The sequence below is a fragment of the Bradyrhizobium sp. CB2312 genome (assembly GCF_029714425.1).
Lineage (GTDB): Bacteria > Pseudomonadota > Alphaproteobacteria > Rhizobiales > Xanthobacteraceae > Bradyrhizobium.
The window spans coordinates 2,134,464-2,151,324 of sequence record NZ_CP121668.1 but is presented as its reverse complement, the minus strand read 5'-3'; the positions used below and the strand labels follow the sequence as shown (position 1 = coordinate 2,151,324).

General features: G+C 65.4%; 18 protein-coding genes. 9 read left to right on the top strand and 9 right to left on the bottom strand.

The window, feature by feature from the left end; all coding sequences use genetic code 11:
* Position 1: 1 nt before the first annotated feature.
* Complete coding sequence (locus QA642_RS10240) at positions 2 to 319, bottom strand: polyhydroxyalkanoic acid system family protein (RefSeq protein WP_283084547.1); 318 nt, start codon at positions 317 to 319, stop codon at positions 2 to 4.
* A 182-nt stretch (positions 320 to 501) separates the two neighbouring features.
* On the opposite strand from QA642_RS10240, the gene QA642_RS10235 reads away from it, so the two are divergent.
* Complete coding sequence (locus QA642_RS10235; RefSeq protein ID WP_018318514.1) at positions 502 to 666, top strand: DUF3309 family protein; 165 nt, start codon at positions 502 to 504, stop codon at positions 664 to 666.
* Between the two features lie 130 nt (positions 667 to 796).
* Here QA642_RS10235 and ligD read toward each other — a convergent pair whose 3' ends face one another.
* Positions 797 to 3,466: a DNA ligase D gene (gene ligD, locus QA642_RS10230; RefSeq protein WP_283086846.1), complete on the bottom strand. Its 2,670-nt coding sequence runs from the start codon at positions 3,464 to 3,466 to the stop codon at positions 797 to 799.
* Between the two features lie 118 nt (positions 3,467 to 3,584).
* Between ligD and QA642_RS10225 the strand changes: the two genes are divergently transcribed.
* Positions 3,585 to 4,469, top strand: a complete 885-nt coding sequence (locus QA642_RS10225; RefSeq protein ID WP_283084546.1) for a Ku protein — start codon at positions 3,585 to 3,587, stop codon at positions 4,467 to 4,469.
* Between the two features lie 148 nt (positions 4,470 to 4,617).
* On the opposite strand, the gene QA642_RS10220 is transcribed toward QA642_RS10225, so the two are convergent.
* From QA642_RS10220 to QA642_RS10190, 7 genes are all read right to left on the bottom strand, one after another.
* The gene (locus QA642_RS10220; RefSeq protein ID WP_283084545.1) at positions 4,618 to 5,307 is read right to left on the bottom strand and encodes a response regulator transcription factor; all 690 of its coding nucleotides are present in this window, start codon (positions 5,305 to 5,307) and stop codon (positions 4,618 to 4,620) included.
* On the bottom strand, positions 5,304 to 8,027 hold the full coding sequence (locus QA642_RS10215) for a sensor histidine kinase KdpD (RefSeq protein WP_283084544.1): 2,724 nt from the start codon (positions 8,025 to 8,027) through the stop codon (positions 5,304 to 5,306). Before QA642_RS10215 ends, QA642_RS10220 begins: the two co-directional genes overlap by 4 nt.
* Before the next feature lie 40 nt (positions 8,028 to 8,067).
* On the bottom strand, positions 8,068 to 8,673 hold the full coding sequence (locus QA642_RS10210) for a K(+)-transporting ATPase subunit C (RefSeq protein ID WP_283084543.1): 606 nt from the start codon (positions 8,671 to 8,673) through the stop codon (positions 8,068 to 8,070).
* Positions 8,674 to 8,784: 111 nt separating this feature from the next.
* Positions 8,785 to 10,899, bottom strand: coding sequence for a potassium-transporting ATPase subunit KdpB (gene kdpB / locus QA642_RS10205; RefSeq protein WP_283084542.1), 2,115 nt, complete (start codon positions 10,897 to 10,899; stop codon positions 8,785 to 8,787).
* Between the two features lie 69 nt (positions 10,900 to 10,968).
* Positions 10,969 to 12,672, bottom strand: coding sequence for a potassium-transporting ATPase subunit KdpA (kdpA, locus tag QA642_RS10200; protein WP_283084541.1), 1,704 nt, complete (start codon positions 12,670 to 12,672; stop codon positions 10,969 to 10,971).
* 112 nt (positions 12,673 to 12,784) lie between these two features.
* Positions 12,785 to 12,874 carry a K(+)-transporting ATPase subunit F gene (locus QA642_RS10195; RefSeq protein ID WP_018641117.1) on the bottom strand — a complete coding sequence of 30 codons (90 nt, stop codon included), beginning with the start codon at positions 12,872 to 12,874 and terminating at the stop codon, positions 12,785 to 12,787.
* A gap of 11 nt (positions 12,875 to 12,885) precedes the next feature.
* Positions 12,886 to 13,041 (bottom strand): hypothetical protein, encoded by a 156-nt coding sequence (locus QA642_RS10190; RefSeq protein ID WP_283084540.1) that lies wholly within the window; start codon positions 13,039 to 13,041, stop codon positions 12,886 to 12,888.
* 438 nt (positions 13,042 to 13,479) lie between these two features.
* On the opposite strand from QA642_RS10190, the gene QA642_RS10185 reads away from it, so the two are divergent.
* The 7 genes from QA642_RS10185 (at position 13,480) to QA642_RS10155 (ending at position 16,794) form a co-directional block, all read left to right on the top strand.
* Complete coding sequence (locus tag QA642_RS10185) at positions 13,480 to 13,947, top strand: hypothetical protein (RefSeq protein WP_283084539.1); 468 nt, start codon at positions 13,480 to 13,482, stop codon at positions 13,945 to 13,947.
* A gap of 135 nt (positions 13,948 to 14,082) precedes the next feature.
* On the top strand, positions 14,083 to 14,343 hold the full coding sequence (locus QA642_RS10180) for a hypothetical protein (RefSeq protein WP_283084538.1): 261 nt from the start codon (positions 14,083 to 14,085) through the stop codon (positions 14,341 to 14,343).
* 128 nt (positions 14,344 to 14,471) lie between these two features.
* Positions 14,472 to 14,726 (top strand): hypothetical protein, encoded by a 255-nt coding sequence (locus QA642_RS10175; protein ID WP_283084537.1) that lies wholly within the window; start codon positions 14,472 to 14,474, stop codon positions 14,724 to 14,726.
* A gap of 25 nt (positions 14,727 to 14,751) precedes the next feature.
* Entirely contained in the window at positions 14,752 to 15,669 is a 918-nt protein-coding gene (gene dapA, locus QA642_RS10170) for a 4-hydroxy-tetrahydrodipicolinate synthase (protein ID WP_283084536.1), read from the top strand.
* Between the two features lie 69 nt (positions 15,670 to 15,738).
* Positions 15,739 to 16,086, top strand: a complete 348-nt coding sequence (locus tag QA642_RS10165) for a hypothetical protein (protein ID WP_283084535.1) — start codon at positions 15,739 to 15,741, stop codon at positions 16,084 to 16,086.
* A 112-nt stretch (positions 16,087 to 16,198) separates the two neighbouring features.
* Positions 16,199 to 16,387, top strand: coding sequence for a hypothetical protein (locus QA642_RS10160; protein ID WP_283084534.1), 189 nt, complete (start codon positions 16,199 to 16,201; stop codon positions 16,385 to 16,387).
* Positions 16,388 to 16,404: 17 nt separating this feature from the next.
* On the top strand, positions 16,405 to 16,794 hold the full coding sequence (locus QA642_RS10155) for a hypothetical protein (RefSeq protein WP_283084533.1): 390 nt from the start codon (positions 16,405 to 16,407) through the stop codon (positions 16,792 to 16,794).
* The last annotated feature ends 67 nt before the right edge of the window (positions 16,795 to 16,861 follow it).

Below are 16,861 nucleotides of genomic sequence, written 5' to 3'. Positions count from 1 at the left end.
CTCACTTCCCGCCGTCCTTGGTCAGCAGTAGCTGCCCGCGCTTCTTGATCGCCGCCTGCGCCATCTCGGCGAAGCGCTGCAGCAGCCACGGCAGCATCACCTCGACCTTCACATGGTCGTCGGCGACATCGACCTGTCCGGTCGCGATCTGCCCGAGCGCGCGGATGCGGAAGGCCAGAGTGTCGCCGCTCCAGCGCTCCTCCTCGACCTGCATCACGGGAATGCTTGCGGCCGCACGTCCAAGGCCGCTCTTGAGCCGGCGCACCGCCTCCTCGCGGCCGAGACGATGCGGAATGGAAACGACAAGCGGTGCTGACATGGCCCTGCCCTGTGCTGACTGATCTCACCTACTCATGCCGGCCGAACCAGCAAAGGTTCCATGCAAGATGATGGTCCGGCCGTGTTTCAATGTGGGAACTATAAAACCTGCGGCAAGTTGCCATTCGCACAACGGGACAGGTTGCAAACGACCCTTTCCACAAAGGGCTGGAGGAGACTCGCATGTCTATCGGTACGATCATTCTGATCATTCTCGTCATCGCCCTGCTCGGCGGCTTCAGCGGCATCGGCGGCGGTCCGTTCTACGGCACCGGCTATTACGGTGGCGGCGGCCTCGGGCTCGTCATCGTCATTCTGCTGATCCTGCTCCTGATGGGACGGATCTAGCGACACAACGAGGATCTCGTAGGGTGGGCAAAGGCGCTCTTGCGCCGTGCCCACCTTTTCTCTCGAAGCGTACATTGGTGGGCACGCTCCGCTTTGCCCACCCTACGGATCCCCTGCCCATGGCACCGATCTACTTCACCTTCCCCGCCAGCTTCTTCATCGCCGCCTTGATCGAGGCGGCCGCGTCGTCATAGCCCTCCCAGGCCTTCGAGCGCGGCAGCAGGCCCGGCACGGTCCGCAGCGTATATTTCTTCGGATCGAGATCGCTCTTCACCTGCGCCCATGTGACCGGCATCGACACGGTCGCGCCGGCGCGAGCACGCGGCGACAGCGGGGCCACCGCCGTCGACATCCGGTCGTTGCGCAGGTAGTCGAGGAAGATCTTTCCCTTGCGCAGCTTCTTCGACATGTTGAGCAGATAGCACTCGGGATCGTCGTCCGCCATCCACTGGCAGACGCCTTGCGCAAACGCCTTGGCCTCCTTCCAGCTCACCTTGTCGCGCGCGCCGTGCAGCAGCGGCACCACCACGTGCAGGCCCTTGCCGCCGGTGGTCTTGCAGAAACTCTCCATGCCGATGTCGGTCAGCCGCTGCCGCATCTCCTTGGCGGCCTCCACGACGTCGGCGAAATCGACATCCGGCGCCGGATCGAGGTCGAACACCAGCCGGCCCGGCGTGTCATAGGCGTAGGGCGCGCAATTCCAGGGATGCAGCTCGACGCCGCCGATCTGCGCCACGGCCGCGAGCCCCTCGATGCGATCGATCTGCAAGTATGGCTTGCGATCGCCGGAGACTCGCGCGAGCTCCAGCAGGTTCGAGGTCCCCTGCATGGCGTGGCGCTGGAAGAAGCTTTCGCCCTTGATGCCGTCGGGGGCGCGGATCAGCGAGCACGGCCGGCCCTTGAGGTGCACGATCATCCACTCGCCGACCGCTTCGAGATAATGCGCGAGATCGAGCTTGGTGACGGGCTCGCCCTCGCCGTCGTCAGGCCATAGCTCCTTGTCGGGCTTCGAAATGACGACGCCCATGACCTCGGCAGTGCCGGCATCCTTCTTGCCAGACTTCGGCGTTGCACGCTTTCTCGCGGAAGGCTTTGCGAGCTCGGTGTCCACGGGCGTTTCCGCCTCGACCTCCTCGGCCGGCTTGTCCTGGCGCAGCCCCTTGAACGCGGCCTGACGGATATTGCCGTCGGCGGTGAAGCCGGCGAACTCGATCTCGGCGACGAGCTCGGGCTTCAGCCAATGCACGTCCCGCGTCTTCTTTGGCGCGTTCTTGCCGCCGAACGGACTCTCCTTGGCTTCCATCGCCTGCAGCGACGGCATAATGCGCTTGACCTTGTCGGCGCCGAACCCGGTGCCGACCATGCCGACGAAGGCGAGATGATCGCCGCGATGCACACCCGCCATCAGCGAACGGAATTTGCCGTTGGTGGTCTTGTAGCCGCCGATCACGACTTCGTGGCCGGCGCGGCATTTGGCCTTGGTCCAGCTCTCGGTGCGGCCGGAGCGATAGGGCGCGTCGAGCTTCTTCGACACCACGCCTTCGAGCTCGAGCTTGCAGGCCGATTGCAGCACGGCGTCGCCGCCGCTCTCGAAATGCTCGACATAGCGGATCTGGGTCGACTTCCGCTTGCGCGCTTCCAGCAGCTCTTTCAGCCGCGCCTTGCGCTCGCCGAGCGGCAGGCGGCGATAGTCGCGGCCTTCGGCGAACAAGAGGTCGAAGGCAAAGAAGATCAGGTCCTCGGTCTTGCCGTCCGACAATGCGGCCTGGAGCGACGAGAAATTCGGCGCGCCGTTACGGTCGAGTGCGATGATTTCGCCGTCGATCATCACGTCCGTCAGCGCGCCTGCCTCCTTCGCGATCGCAGCGAACTTGTCGGTCCAGTCGAGGCCCTTGCGCGTCTTCAGCGTCGCCGTGCCGTCCTCGACCCGGAGCTGCACGCGATAGCCGTCGAACTTGATCTCGTGGCACCAGCCATCGCCGGCTGGCGGACGCTCGACGGAGGTGCAGAGCTGCGGCGCGACGAAATCCGGCATCTCCGCGACCTCCCTGGCGTTCGTTGCGGTCGTGGCCTTTTTCTTCGCGGTCTTTGCGGTCTTGCCAGCCTTCAACGCGGTGCGCGGCGCCGGCTTGACCGTCTTCCCTTTCGCCTCCTCGGCGCGGTTGGACTGCCAGACTGCATCCGCCTTGGCCCTGGTGCCCTTCGCCAGCATGAACGGTTTCGGCGCCCGGCCCTTGCCATCGGCGATCTGCTCCATCGCACGACCGGAGGCGACCGACTTATCCTCGCTGAGGATATCCTCGCTATCGCTGGCGTAGTCGTCGCGGTGCTTGATCAGGAGCCAGTTGGTACGCTTTTCGCCGCCTCGGTTGCGCATGCGCACCAGCACCCAGCTGCCGTGCAGCTTGTCGCCATGCAGGGTGAACTTGAGATCGCCCTTCTTGAAGCCGGCGTCCGGATCGTCCGATTCCCAGGTGCCGCGGTCCCACAGCATCACCGTGCCGCCGCCATACTGGCCTTCCGGAATCGTGCCTTCGAAATCGCCATAGTCGAGCGGATGGTCCTCGACCTCGACCGCCAGCCGCTTGTCGTGGGGATCGAGCGAAGGCCCCTTGGTCACGGCCCAGGACTTGAAGACGCCGTCGAATTCGAGCCTGAGGTCGTAGTGCAGCCGCGTCGCGTCATGCTTCTGGATCACGAAACGTCGCTGTTCGGACGGCGCCACTGCGGTCTTGCCCGAGGGCTCCGGCGTCTTTCCGAAATCACGCTTTTTTCGGTAAGTGGAGAGTTTTTGCAGCACGACCGGTCCCGCTTCTCTTGTCAGAGTCAAAGCCTATCACGGCAAAAGTCCCGCCCGGAACCAAAACCCGATGGCGCGGTTGGGGTTCCAAAACGCCTTGAAATCACTGGAGAACGGAATGGCCCCGCGCGCCTATTGGAAGGGAACGTTGAAGCTGTCGCTGGTCAGCTGCCCGGTCGTGCTCTACCCGGCGACGACGGCGGCCGAGAAGACGCGGTTTCACCTGATCAACCGCGAGACCGGCAACCGGCTCAAGCAGCAGATGGTGGATACCGAGACCGGCGACGTGGTCGAGAGCGACCAGAAGGGTCGCGGCTATGAGCTGCGCAAGGGCAAATATGTCGAGATCGAACCGGAGGAGCTCGAAGCCGTCCAGATCGAGAGCAACCACACCATCGACATCGAAAGCTTCGTGCCGAGCGAGGAGATCGACCAGCGCTATCTCAACCACCCCTATTACATCGCGCCCGACGGCAAGGCGGCGGCCGACGCCTTTGCCGTGATCCGCGACGCCATGAAGGACCAGGATCGCGTGGCGCTCGCCAAGATCGTGCTGACCAACCGCGAGCACATCATCGCGATCGAACCGCTCGGGAAGGGCCTGCTCGGCACCACGCTGCGCTTCCCCTACGAGCTGCGCGACGAGGGCGAGTTCTTTGGCGACATCAAGAGCCCGAAGATCACCAGGGACATGGTCGAGCTCGCCGGGCACATCCTGCACAGCAAGGCGGCGCATTTCGATCCCAGCAAGTTCAAGGACGAGTACGAGACCGCGCTGAAGGCACTGGTCAAGCGCAAGGCAAGCGGCAAGAAGATCGAGCTGCCGGAGCCCGAGGAGCGCCCGGGCAACGTCGTCAGCCTGATGGATGCGCTGAAACAGAGCCTGAAAGGACGCGGCGGCAAGAAGACGGCGGCGAAGTCGCACGCGCGGCGGGCGACCGGGCGGCAGCGCAGCGCGCGGAAGACCCATCGGACGACGGCGCGGCACCGCAAGGCGGGGTAGTTTTACACCGGCGTCATTGCGAGGAGCCCTTGCGACGAAGCAATCCAGACTGCCTCCGCGGAAAGACTCTGGATTGCTTCGCTACGCTCGCAATGACGACGTGGATACAGACGCGGGCCAACGCCATAGGCGTGGTCGGCGGAAGTGTTCAATCCCCCGCCTTCAGCCGGTACCCGATGCCCGTCTCGGTCAGCACATAGTGCGGGCGCTCCGGATCGGCTTCGATCTTCTGGCGGAGCTGGCGGACATAGACGCGCAGATATTGCGCATCGGTCAGCTCGTCCCAGAGCTCCTTGAGCAGGAAACGATGGGTCAGCACCTTGCCGGCGTGCTGCACCAGCACGCGCAGGAGATCATATTCCTTCGGCGACAGCTTCACGTCGCGCTCGCCGACCTTGACGATGCGGCGAACGAGATCGACGGAGAGATCGCCGGTGCGGAAGATCGGGCGCTCGCCCTGCACCTGGAGCTGGTGACGCAGCGCGGCGCGCAGGCGCGCCAGCAGCTCGTCCATGCCGAACGGTTTGGTGAGGTAATCGTCGGCGCCGAGGTCGAGCGCCTGCACCTTGCCGGCCTCGTCGCCGCGGCTCGACAGCACCACGATCGGCACGGCCTCGTTGCGGGCGCGGATGGTGCGCAAGAGCTCGTGGCCCTGGATGTCGGGCAGACCGAGATCGAGGATGATCAGCGCCGGCTCCTCCGTGAGCTTCTCCAGCGCCATCTTGCCGTTGGTGGCTTCCAGGATGTCGTAGCCCTGCGTCGCGAGCCCCATCCGCAACAATTTGCGGATCGGCGGCTCGTCGTCGATGACCAGGACCTTGATCGGGGCGGCACTCATGCGGCGGTATCCAATGCGGGGGTCTGTGCCGGGATGGGCAGGCGGATGATGAGCACGGCGCCGGTGCGGTCGCTGCGGTTGGCGGCCGAGATCGTGCCGCGCATCGCCTCGACGAAGCCGCGGGAGATGGCAAGGCCGAGCCCGGTGCCGGGCCGGACATGGTCGCCCTTCTGCACGCGGTAGAACTTGTCGAACACGCTCTCGAGCTCGCCGGGCGGGATGCCGCCGCCCTCGTCAGCGACTTCCAGCACCACTTGATCACGCTCGCGCCGGCTCTTGATCGAGATCGTGGTCTCCGGCGGCGAATATTTGGCCGCATTGTCGAGCAGATTGAACAGCACCTGCTCGAACAGCACGGCATCCAGCTGGAGCATCGGCAGGTCGGCGGCCAGCACCAGCTCGACCTTGTGCGCCGTGAGAATCTTGCTCGCGCGCCTGAGCGCGCTGCCGACGATCTCGCCGAGATCGTGCAGCGCCGTGTTCGGCACGATGGCGCCGGATTCGAGCTTGGTCATGTCGAGCAGGTTGGCGATGAAGCGGTTGAGCCGCTCGGATTCGTCGATCACGGTGGCGAGCAGGTCGCGCTTCTCGCTGTCGGACAGCGCGCCGGCGAGATCGCGCATGGTGGAGGCCGCGCCGAGCACGGAGGCGAGCGGCGTCTTGAGGTCGTGCGAGATCGAGGTGAGCAGCGCGGAGCGCAGCCGCTCGGATTCGACGGTGCGCCGGACGCGATCCATGTCCTCGACCAGCAGCACGCGCTCGATCGCCAGCGCGCCCTGGTCGACCAGCGCATCGAGCAGCCGGCGCTGGTCCGGCGTCAGCAGCGGACCGGTACGGTCGTTGTCGATGCCAATGACGCCGATCGGGCCGCGCCCGGTGCGCATCGGCAGGAACAGCCGCTTGGCGCCCGGCAAGGTATCCGAGCCGCGGCCTGCGGGACGGTCATTGCTCCAGGCCCAGTTGGCGGCGGCGAGGTCGGCCTGGTCGAGCTGGTCCTCCGGCGGATAGCCTGATTTCACCGTGAGCAGGCCGTCCTCCGGCAGCAGCAGCACGACGCGCACCTTCAGCATCAGCGCGATCTGGTAGGCCGTCGCCCACAGCACGTCGTCGAGCGTGGCCGTGCCGGCGAGCTTGCGGCTGAACGCATAGAGCTGCTCGGTGGTCCTGATGCGGCCGATCGCAGTGTCGGCCTGCGTACGCACGCGTCCCGCAACGTTCGAGACGACGAACGCAATCAGCATGAAGAAGAAGAACGCCGCGACATTGGTCGGATCGGTGATGGTGAAGGTGTAGACCGGCGGCAGGAAAAAGAAGTTGTAGGCCAGCGACGCCGCGACGCTCGCAAGCAACGAGGGCCACAGCCCGTAGCGCACGGCAACGGCCACAACCGCGGTGAGGAACATCAGGTCGACGTTCTCGACACCGAAATACGGCTTGATGAGCACCGCTGCGGCAAGGCCAAGCGCGGTGATCCCGAGCGCCTTCAGATAGGGCCGTGCATCGAACGGCTCCGACCGCGCCGCGGTCTGCACCGCGGTCTGCGGTGCCGGCTCGCTCGCGAGCTCGTCGCCGGGGATGACGTGAACGCTGATATTGCCGGCCCGGCGCACCAGATCATGCACGACGGAGCCGCGCGTGATCTCGAACCAGCGCGAGCGCGTGGATTTGCCGATCACGATCTGGGTAACGTTGTTGGCTTGGGCGAAACTAATGACGTCGTCGGCGATGCGGCGGCCGACGGCGGGAATGGTCAGCGCCTCGCCCCCGAGCGATTCCGCCAGCCGCAGCGTATCGGCGAGCCGATCGCGCTCCTCGTCGGACAATTGCAGGGATCGCCGGGTCTCGATCGAGACCGCGGTGAACGGCGCGTGCAGCCGGTCGGCCAGCCGCTTGGTGTAGCGGACGAGGCCGGCCGCGCGCGGATCCTCGCTGACGCAGACGAGGATGCGCTCGCCCGCAGCCCAGGGGCCGGCGATGGCATTGGCCTGCATGTGGTTGAGCAGCTGCTCGTCGACCCGCTCGGCCGTGCGCCGGAGCGCAAGCTCGCGGAGCGCGGTCAGGTTGCCGGGCGAGAAATAGTGCTCCAGCGCCCGCTCGGCCTGCTTGGGCACGTAGACCTTGCCCTCCTTCAGCCGCTGGATCAGATCGTCCGGCGTGAGGTCGATCAGTTCGATCGCATCGGCACGGTCGAAGATCGAATCCGGCACGGTCTCGCGCACCCGGACATGGGTGATCTGGGCGACGACGTCGTTCAGGCTCTCGATGTGCTGGATGTTGACGGCGGTGTAGACGTCGATGCCGTGCGACAGCAGCTCCTCGACGTCAAGATAGCGCTTGGGATGGCGGCTGCCGGCGGCGTTGGTGTGGGCGAGCTCGTCGACCAGCGCGATCTGCGGCCGGCGCGCGATCACGGCGTCGAGGTCCATCTCCTCGACCGTCTGGCCGCGATAGTCGAGCCGCTTGCGCGGGACCACTTCGAGGCCGCGCACCAGCGCCTCGGTCTCGGCGCGGCCATGGGTCTCGACGAAGCCGACCACGACGTCGATGCCGGCCTTGCGCCGGGCATGGGCGCTCTGCAGCATCTCGTAGGTCTTGCCGACGCCGGGAGCGGCGCCGACGAAGATCTTCAGCTTGCCGCTCGCGCTCTCCTCCCGCCGCGCTGCCTCCAGCAGCGCCTCGGGCGATGGACGTTGTTCGGGATCGCGGCGCTGTTGAACCATCAGGCCAATATAATCATCCTGATGCCACGGGCATAGTCCGCTACTTCGCCGACGCGCGATCGAGCGCGAGGTTCAGCGCGAGAACGTTAACCCGGGGTTCGCCGAGCAGGCCGAGCCAGCGGCCTTGAACGTTTGAGGCCACGAGCTGCTTCACCGCGTCTTCCGGCATATTCCGCGCCTTGGCGACGCGCGGCACCTGGAATTGCGCGGCCTCCGGCGAGATGTCCGGGTCGAGGCCGCTGGCCGAGGTGGTGACCAGATCGACCGGCACGGCGGCGTTCGGGTTTTCCGCCTTGAGCTTGTCGACATCCTCCTTCAGCCGGTCGGCCAGCGCCTTGCTGGTCGGGCCGAGATTGGAGCCGCCGGAGTTGGCGGCGTTGTAGGGCGCGGAGACCGTCTTGGTCGAATCATTGGGGTCCGGCGCCAGCGTCGCCGAGGGACGGCCGTGGAAATATTTGTCGTCCTTGAACTCCTGCCCGATCAGGGCGGAGCCGATCACCTTGCCGTCCTTCTCGATCAGGCTTCCGTTCGCCTGCGCGGGGAAGATCGCGCCGGCAATGGCGGTCATCGCGAGCGGATAGGCCAGGCCCGTGATGGCGGTGAGCACCAGCAGAAGGACGATGGCGGGGCGGATTTCTCTGAGCATGTGTTTTCTCCAATTTCTCTCGTCATTGCGAGGAGCGAAGCGACGAAACAATCCAGGCTGTCAACCGCGGAGACATTTCTGGATTGCTTCGCTCCGCTCGCAATGACGAACTCAAGCCAGGTGCAAGGCAACCACGACGAGATCGATCGCCTTGATGCCAATGAAGGGAATGACGATGCCGCCGAGGCCGTAGATCAACAGGTTGCGGCGGAGCAGCGCACCGGCGCCGACGGCGCGATAGGCGACGCCCTTCAGCGCCAGCGGAATCAGCGCGATGATGATCAGCGCGTTGAAGATGATCGCCGAGAGGATGGCGCTCTGCGGGCTCGACAGGTTCATGATGTTGAGCACGTTGAGCTGCGGGTAGAACGCTAGGAACATCGCCGGGATGATCGCAAAGTATTTGGCGACGTCGTTGGCGATCGAGAAGGTCGTCAGCGCACCGCGCGTCATCAACAGCTGCTTGCCGATCTCGACCACCTCGATCAGCTTGGTCGGGTTGGAGTCGAGGTCGACCATGTTGCCCGCCTCGCGGGCCGCTTGCGTGCCGGTGTTCATGGCGACACCGACGTCGGCCTGGGCGAGCGCCGGCGCGTCATTGGTGCCGTCGCCGCACATCGCCACCAGCTTGCCCTTGGCCTGCTCGTCGCGGATCAGCTTGAGCTTGTCCTCGGGGGTTGCCTGCGCCAGGAAGTCGTCGACACCGGCTTCCGCCGCGATTGCAGCCGCGGTCATCGGATTATCGCCGGTGATCATGATGGTGCGGATGCCCATACGGCGCAGCTCGGCAAAGCGCTCGCGGATGCCGCCCTTGACGATGTCCTTGAGCTGGATGACGCCGAGCAGCTTGCCGTCCTTGGCGACCGCAAGCGGCGTGCCGCCGGCTTTCGAGATCTCGTCGGCAATGGCCTGGATCTCGCGGCCGGCCTCCGAAAGCGGCGCTGGCTGGATGGCGCGGGCCGTATTGCCCGATGCGAGGGCCAGCGGCGCGCCGCCACCGACATAATTCAGCATGGCCTCGACCGCACCCTTGCGCACCGACGAGCCGCCGGCATCGACGCCGCTCATGCGAGTCTGCGCCGTGAACGGGATGAAGGTGGCCCCTAACTCGGCCATGTCGCGGCCGCGGATGCCGTATTTCTCCTTGGCGAGCACGACGATGGAACGGCCTTCCGGGGTCTCGTCGGCGAGCGAGGCGAGCTGGGCCGCGTCGGCCAGCTCCTGCTCGGTGACGCCGCGCACGGGACGGAATGCGGTGGCCTGGCGATTGCCGAGAGTGATGGTGCCGGTCTTGTCGAGCAGCAGCGTGTCAACGTCGCCGGCGGCCTCGACCGCACGGCCCGACATCGCCAGCACGTTGAAGCGCACCAGGCGATCCATCCCGGCGATGCCGATCGCCGAGAGCAGCGCGCCGATCGTGGTCGGGATCAGCGTCACGAACAGCGCGACCAGCACGATCACCGAGATCGAGCCGCCGGCATAGGCCGCATAGCTCGGAATGGTGACGGTGGCGAATACGAAGATGATGGTGAGGCCGGCGAGCAGGATGTTGAGCGCGATCTCGTTCGGCGTCTTCGCGCGCTCGGCGCCTTCGACCAGCTTGATCATGCGATCGATGAAGGTCGAGCCTTGCGCGGCGGTGATGCGCACGCGGATCCAGTCGGACAGCACCTGCGTGCCACCTGTGACCGCCGACCGGTCGCCGCCGGATTCGCGGATGACGGGCGCGGATTCGCCGGTGATGGCGGCCTCGTTGACGGAGGCGACGCCCTCGATCACCTCACCGTCGGAGGGGATGGTATCGCCGGCTTCGACCAGCACGATGTCGCCGACCTTCAGGCTCGTGCCCGGCACCAGCTTGAAGGCCTCGCCCGCGCCCGTCAGCAGCTTGGCCTGGCTCTCGGTGCGGGTCTTGCGCAGCGAGTCGGCCTGCGCCTTGCCGCGGCCTTCGGCGACCGCTTCGGCGAAGTTGGCGAACAGCACCGTGAACCAGAGCCAGAGAATGATCTGGAAGGTGAAGCCGAGGCCAGCGCCGCCGGTGACGAGATCGCGCAGGAAGATCACGGTGGTGAGCGCGGCCACGATCTCGACCACGAACATCACGGGGTTCTTCACCATCAGCCGCGGGTTCAGCTTGGTGAAGGACGCGCTGATCGCGGGCAGCACGATCTTGGGATCGAGCATTGCCGACATCGGGGCACGTTTTTGCAGTTTCATCGTTTCCATGGAGGTCACTCCAACAATCAGAAGGCTGTCAGAACACTTGGTTCAGAACATTTGGCTCAGAACACTGGCTCAGAACACTTGGCCGGCGTTCATCGCGAGGTGCTCGACGATCGGGCCGAGCGCGAGCGCCGGGAAGAAGGTCAGGCCGCCGATGATCAGGATCACGCCGACGACGAGGCCGACGAACAGTCCGCCCGTGGTCGGGAACGTGCCTGCCGACGGCGGGATCGATTTCTTGGCCGCGAGCGAGCCCGCGATCGCCATCGCCGGCACGATCATGAAGAAGCGGCCGACGAACATCGCGGATGCGAGCGTGAGGTTGTAGAAGAAGGTGTTGCCGGTGAGGCCCGCGAAGGCCGAGCCGTTGTTGCCGGTCGCCGAAGTAAAGGCATACAGCACCTCGGTGAAGCCGTGCGGGCCGGCATTGGCCATCGAGGCCACTGCCGCCGGATAGACCACGCCGACCGCGGTCCAGCCGAGATACATCAGCGGCAGCACCAGGATCGCGAGCATCGCCATCTTGACCTCGCGCGCCTCGATCTTCTTGCCGACATATTCCGGCGTGCGGCCGACCATCAGGCCGGCGACGAAGATCGCGAGCACGACGAACAGCAGCATGCCATAGAGACCGGCGCCGACGCCGCCGACGATGATCTCGCCGAGCTGCATGTTGATCAGCGGGATCATGCCGCCAAGCGCGGTGAAGCTGTCATGCATGGCGTTGACCGCGCCGCAGGAGGCGGCCGTCGTGATCACGGCGAACAACGAGGACGCGACGATGCCGAAGCGGACCTCCTTGCCCTCCATGTTGCCGCCGGTGAGGCCGAGCGCCTGCATGGTCGAGGTGCCGTGCGCTTCCGCCCAATAGGTGACGGCGACGCCGGCGACGAACAGCACGCCCATCACGGCCAAAATCGCCCAGCCCTGGCGCTGGTTGCCGACCATGCGGCCGAACACGTTGGTCATGGCGGCGCCGATCAGGAAGATCGACAGCATCTGCACGAAATTCGACAGCGCCGTCGGGTTCTCGAAGGGATGCGCCGCGTTGGCGTTGAAGAAGCCGCCACCATTGGTGCCCAGCATCTTGATCGCGACCTGCGAGGCGACCGGGCCGACCGCGATGGTCTGCTTGGCGCCTTCGAGCGTCGTCGCCTCGACATACGGCCCGAGCGTCTGCGGCATGCCCTGCCAGACGAGGAACAGCGTGTAGACCACGCAGATCGGCAGCAGCACGTAAAGCGTGGTGCGGGTGACGTCGACCCAGAAATTGCCGACGGTGCGCACCGAGGCGCGCGAGAAGCCGCGGATCAGGGCCACCGCGAGCGCGATGCCGGTTGCGGCCGACAGGAAGTTCTGGTGCGTCAGGCCGAGCATCTGCACGAGATAGGAAACCGTGCTCTCGCCGCCGTAGTTCTGCCAATTGGTGTTGGTGATGAAGGAGATCGCGGTGTTGAAGGAGAGATCCTGTGCAACCGCGCCCTGGCCTGCCGGATTGAAGGGCAGCATGGCCTGGAGCCGCATTACCCCGTAGATGATGAGGAAGCCGCCGACATGGAACAGCAGCATGGCGACCGTGTAGGTCAGCCAATGCTGCTCGCGCCTCTCGTCGACGCCGGAGATCCAGTAGATGCCGGCCTCGATCGGGCGCAGCACCGGCGACAGGAAGGTCCGCTCGCCGTTGAAAACGCGCGTCATGTACCCGCCCAGCGGTTTCGTGAGCGCGACGATGATGACGCAAAAAAGAATGATCTGGATCCAACCGATCATAGTCATGGCATTAACCCTTCAGACCTTGTGTCTGGCGCAACAGCGGCAGGAGCGCCGCCAGCAGGCCGGCGACGAGCAGGACGTCCGCCAGCAGCAATTCGACAAGCAGCAACACGGCTCAGAAGCGCTCCGGCCGCAGCAGCGCATAAGTGAGATAGACCAGGAGGCCGAACGAGACGGCGCCGGCGAGCGCATAGTCGAAGATCATGGTCCGCTCCCTCACAGCCGTTCGCAGGCATAGGTGTAGCCGATCGCAAGGGCGAAGAAGACGAAGCCCAGCGCCAGCATGAGAATGTCCATCATGGAATTGCTCCTCGTTGCGCGACGAATACCCGGCCTGTGTCCGGATCGCGGCGCCGCGCCAATGCAATGCATGTCTCCGGCGACCGGCCGGAGCTTTCACCGCACCGAGGTGCCATCACGCGCATAGGTTTTCGAGATGAGCCCTATGGCGACCTTATAGGAATCCCATAAAGACCGGCCGTGGTTGAGGGCGGCCGAATGACACCGGCAAAGCACTCCGGATATTGGCCCGAGACGGCAGCGATGCCGATCCGGCATCACCTTCACTGCCGATAGTTATGGCGGACCGTCGCCCTGGTCTTCCATAAACGCCTGCCGCGAAAAGCTGCGGACATTTCGCAAAAAGCGATGGTCGGACATGGGCGCCAGCCGCGCGCCCGGTCCGGCGGGGCCCGTGCCTTTATGGAATCCCTATATCTCTCACTCCCTCCTCATCTCGTTTTCAAATGCCGTTCCAGCCATCTTGGAGAGGCCGGCCGACTGACCGACACCCATTCCAGGAGGCCTGACATGACTGCCGCTCTCCGCCAATACGACCCACCGTCGCTCGGCAAGCGTCTGGGCAATGCGCATGCGATGACGCGGGTGTTGATGCTCGAGGTCATCGACCACGCCTGCCGCCGATTTCCTTCGCTGGGCCAGAGCGCGCGTACGGCGCGCCTCATGCGCCTGATCGACGCGGAGGCCTGGACCGATGCTGCGCTGGCTCTGATAGGGATCGAGCTGCCGCTTTGGCAGGTCCGCCGCATCGCCTATGACGAAGGCGAATGGCATTGCGCGCTCTCGCGCGAACGAGAGCTGCCGGACTGGCTGGACGCCGCGGTCGAGGGATGCCACAGCGATCTTGCGATCGCACTCCTGTCTGCGTTCGTCGAGGTCCAGGCGCTGGAAGTCGAATCGTCCCGGCCGAGCGTTCCCTCGGTGCGCCAGACCCTCGATCCGCTCTACGTGCCGGCCGCCTGTGAGAACTTCGGCTAAAGCGCGATGATATCAGGATGAATCGTCATCGCGCTTTAGGTTATTTTTTGAGCATGATCTTTTCGGAAAACCGCTGCGCACTTTTCCGGATCATGCTCTAGACCGACGGGTTCAGGCTTGCCGCAATCCCGGAACATGCCGCAGACGCCAGGCCCGGCGCGCGTGCTGGCACGCTTCGCCGTGCGCGTCGTGCTGCTGTCTGCCTTTGCCGCATTCGGCAGCATCGGCTTCGGACGCAGCCTTGCCGCCCTGCTCTGGATGTCGATCATCCTGTGTGCGTCCGTCGGCCTCCTCAGGCGCGAGCCGCTGTTTGGCGCCGTTCTTAATCACTGGGACGAATGCGCCGCATTCGGCGCGCTGTTCGCGCTGGTTCATCTCGTCAGCGAGCTGAGCTGAACAGCTTTATGCGCTTCCTATGAGATCGCCACACCGCCTCACTCGAAATCATATTCGCTTGAAAAGATATTGATCGGATGGTTGCGGACTTGCGTTCGCCGCCTCTGTCAATCGGAAGGACTACGTCAATGAAGCTCGTCGAACCTCCCTCGTACAGTTCCCCCTCGACCATCGTCTTCGTCGGCCGCAACCACAGGGGACAATGGGTCGCGCAGGAGCAGAACGGCCTCTATGGCGGCCTGTTCGTCAGCCGCGCCCAGGCCATCAAATATGCGCTGTTCGAGAACGGGCAGCACCCTGAAACCATCGTCGAGCTGCCGCGCGAGATCGAGCTCGACATGGGCAAACGCCCCAGCAGCATCGTCTCGCAGCGCGCCGCCTGAACCGGCGCCTTCCAGCGGGAAAGCCATGTTCATCCCTCCCTCAGCCTGGTTTACCGGTTTCATTCCGGACCTGCCGACGCCGTTCGACGCAGCGGACGCGATCGACATCAAGGCGTTCGCCGCGCTCTGCGAGCGCCAGATCGCGGCGAGTGCTCCCGCGGTCGTGGTCTGCGAGACGGCCGGCGAGGCATCGACGCTCTCGCCGGCCGAACAGGAGCTGGTCATCCGCACCGCGGTCGATGTCGCCCGCGGCCGCGTCCGGGTCATTGCCGGCGCCGTCTCGAATTCCACGAGCCATGCCATTGAGCTCGCACGGCGCGCGGAAGCGGCCGGCGCCGACGCCGTCATGTCGGTCGTCCCCGCCTACAACAAGCCGATGCAGGAGGGCATGCTCGCGCATTTCCGCGCCATCGCAGGCGCGATCGGCCTGCCGGTGATCCTGCACGACATCCCCTCCCGCACGCTGCGGCCGCTGGCCGACGAGACGCTGCTGCGTCTCATCGAGTCCCGCCAGTTCGTGGGCCTGCGCGATGGGAGCGGCGACATCACCCGCCCCATGCGCCTGTCGCGGCATCTGCCGGCGGGCTTCCGCTTCCTGTCCGGCGACGACAGCACCGCGTTCGGCTTCATGACGGATGGCGGCGATGGCGCGATCTCGGAGGTCGCCAATATCGCTCCCGATCTCTGCCGCACGATCTTCTCGCATGTCAGGCAGGGGCGCCTGCAATCGGCGCGCTACCTGCACAAGCGCCTCATTCCGCTGATCGCCTGCCTCGCGAAAGAGAGCCCGGCTGCGCTCAAATACGCGCTCAGCGTGCTCGGCCTGATGTCGGAAGCCACACGGCTGCCGATCGTGCCGCTGGAGGCGGCCGCGCAGCGGGAGGTGATCCGGGCATTCGCCGCGATCGCGGACGAGGAACTGATCGACGGCGTCGGGGCCTGAGGCGTCGCGGGCGGGCATCGCATGCCAACATTGGTCGAAGGGTCTCACAGGCTGCTCCACGCCTGGCAATTGGCGCTGCTGCGCTTTGCCGTGACACGTGATGAGTCCGACAGGCTCAACGTCGCGGCGCTCGCGGCCGAGCTCGATCACCTCGGCGGGCGGCGTCACGCCAACGATTCGCTGCACTTCTTCCGGCGCACCAGCTCGCAGCTCTGCGCGGCCATCGGCGGGCAGCACCCGAACGCGGCCGCGATCCTGGACGGCTTCTGCAAGCAGATCGATGAGCCGCGGCTGCGGCTTGCCTTTACCGCGGCGATCGGGATGACGCATTCGGAGCCGGCGCCGCCGCAGCCGCTGCCGAAGCGGAACCCCGATCTCTTCAGGGGGCTGTCGGCGCGACGCTCGGCGTCTTTATGAGATTCCTATGCCGGCACCCCGGCGGTCATCTCGCAATCCTACGCAGCGATGGACATCATAAACGGCAGATTGGAGCGGCCGTCCCGCCGTGCCAAGGACAAGGACTTCCAACATGTCGATCCTGACACATGGCCTTGACCGGCCCTTCCACGCCGAACGCCCGGCGCTGCTGTCAACGGAGCGCAAAGCCTCGCTCAAGCGCGTCGCACTCGGCGCGCTCGCCCTGCTCTCGATGGGCAGCGTGCTCACCGCGCTGATCGCGCTCAAGACCGCAATCTACGTCTGGCATCTGCACGCCTGAGCCGCAGGGAGGCCCCCATGACCTTGCAGATGTGTGAAGAGGCCGCCATGGCCGCAATCGCTCTTCAAGCCGCACATCGCCGGCCGAAGACCCGGCAGGCGCAGGCGATGCTCAAGCCACTCGATCCCGACGTCCTCAGCGCCGCCATCCCGGCCTTCTTCATCGGGCGCAACAGCGCCGGCCTCTGGGTCGCGCGCGAGGCGAACGGCCGCATTGGCGGTCTGTTCCTGTTCAAGAGCTCGGCGGTGGAATTCGCCAATCGCCAGAGCGCGCCGACGCGGTGCGCGCTGGTGTTTCCCACCGAGACGATCGAGCTCGACGTCGAGAACCGCGGCAATCCGCTGATCGTGCTGGTGGAGGGAGCCATGCGGCTTCTGGCGCGCATGACCACGAGGCCACCGGCATGATCGAGCTCAAGATCGCCATCCTGGTGGCGCTGATCAGCGCATTGCTGCTCGGCCTGCGCCTCACCGC

Excerpts from the sequence above, each read along its gene's own strand:
- QA642_RS10215 (WP_283084544.1), bottom strand. The coding sequence starts at position 8,027 with ATGGTTCAACAGCGCCGCGATCCCGAACAACGTCCATCGCCCGAGGCG.
- QA642_RS10160 (WP_283084534.1), top strand. The coding sequence starts at position 16,199 with ATGTCGATCCTGACACATGGCCTTGACCGGCCCTTCCACGCCGAACGC.
- QA642_RS10185 (WP_283084539.1), top strand. The coding sequence starts at position 13,480 with ATGACTGCCGCTCTCCGCCAATACGACCCACCGTCGCTCGGCAAGCGT.
- QA642_RS10180 (WP_283084538.1), top strand. The coding sequence starts at position 14,083 with ATGCCGCAGACGCCAGGCCCGGCGCGCGTGCTGGCACGCTTCGCCGTG.
- kdpA (WP_283084541.1), bottom strand. The coding sequence starts at position 12,672 with ATGACTATGATCGGTTGGATCCAGATCATTCTTTTTTGCGTCATCATC.
- QA642_RS10195 (WP_018641117.1), bottom strand. The coding sequence starts at position 12,874 with ATGATCTTCGACTATGCGCTCGCCGGCGCCGTCTCGTTCGGCCTCCTG.
- kdpB (WP_283084542.1), bottom strand. The coding sequence starts at position 10,899 with ATGGAAACGATGAAACTGCAAAAACGTGCCCCGATGTCGGCAATGCTC.
- QA642_RS10235 (WP_018318514.1), top strand. The coding sequence starts at position 502 with ATGTCTATCGGTACGATCATTCTGATCATTCTCGTCATCGCCCTGCTC.
- QA642_RS10175 (WP_283084537.1), top strand. The coding sequence starts at position 14,472 with ATGAAGCTCGTCGAACCTCCCTCGTACAGTTCCCCCTCGACCATCGTC.
- QA642_RS10225 (WP_283084546.1), top strand. The coding sequence starts at position 3,585 with ATGGCCCCGCGCGCCTATTGGAAGGGAACGTTGAAGCTGTCGCTGGTC.
- QA642_RS10210 (WP_283084543.1), bottom strand. The coding sequence starts at position 8,673 with ATGCTCAGAGAAATCCGCCCCGCCATCGTCCTTCTGCTGGTGCTCACC.
- QA642_RS10155 (WP_283084533.1), top strand. The coding sequence starts at position 16,405 with ATGACCTTGCAGATGTGTGAAGAGGCCGCCATGGCCGCAATCGCTCTT.
- QA642_RS10220 (WP_283084545.1), bottom strand. The coding sequence starts at position 5,307 with ATGAGTGCCGCCCCGATCAAGGTCCTGGTCATCGACGACGAGCCGCCG.
- QA642_RS10240 (WP_283084547.1), bottom strand. The coding sequence starts at position 319 with ATGTCAGCACCGCTTGTCGTTTCCATTCCGCATCGTCTCGGCCGCGAG.
- QA642_RS10190 (WP_283084540.1), bottom strand. The coding sequence starts at position 13,041 with ATGCATTGCATTGGCGCGGCGCCGCGATCCGGACACAGGCCGGGTATT.
- dapA (WP_283084536.1), top strand. The coding sequence starts at position 14,752 with ATGTTCATCCCTCCCTCAGCCTGGTTTACCGGTTTCATTCCGGACCTG.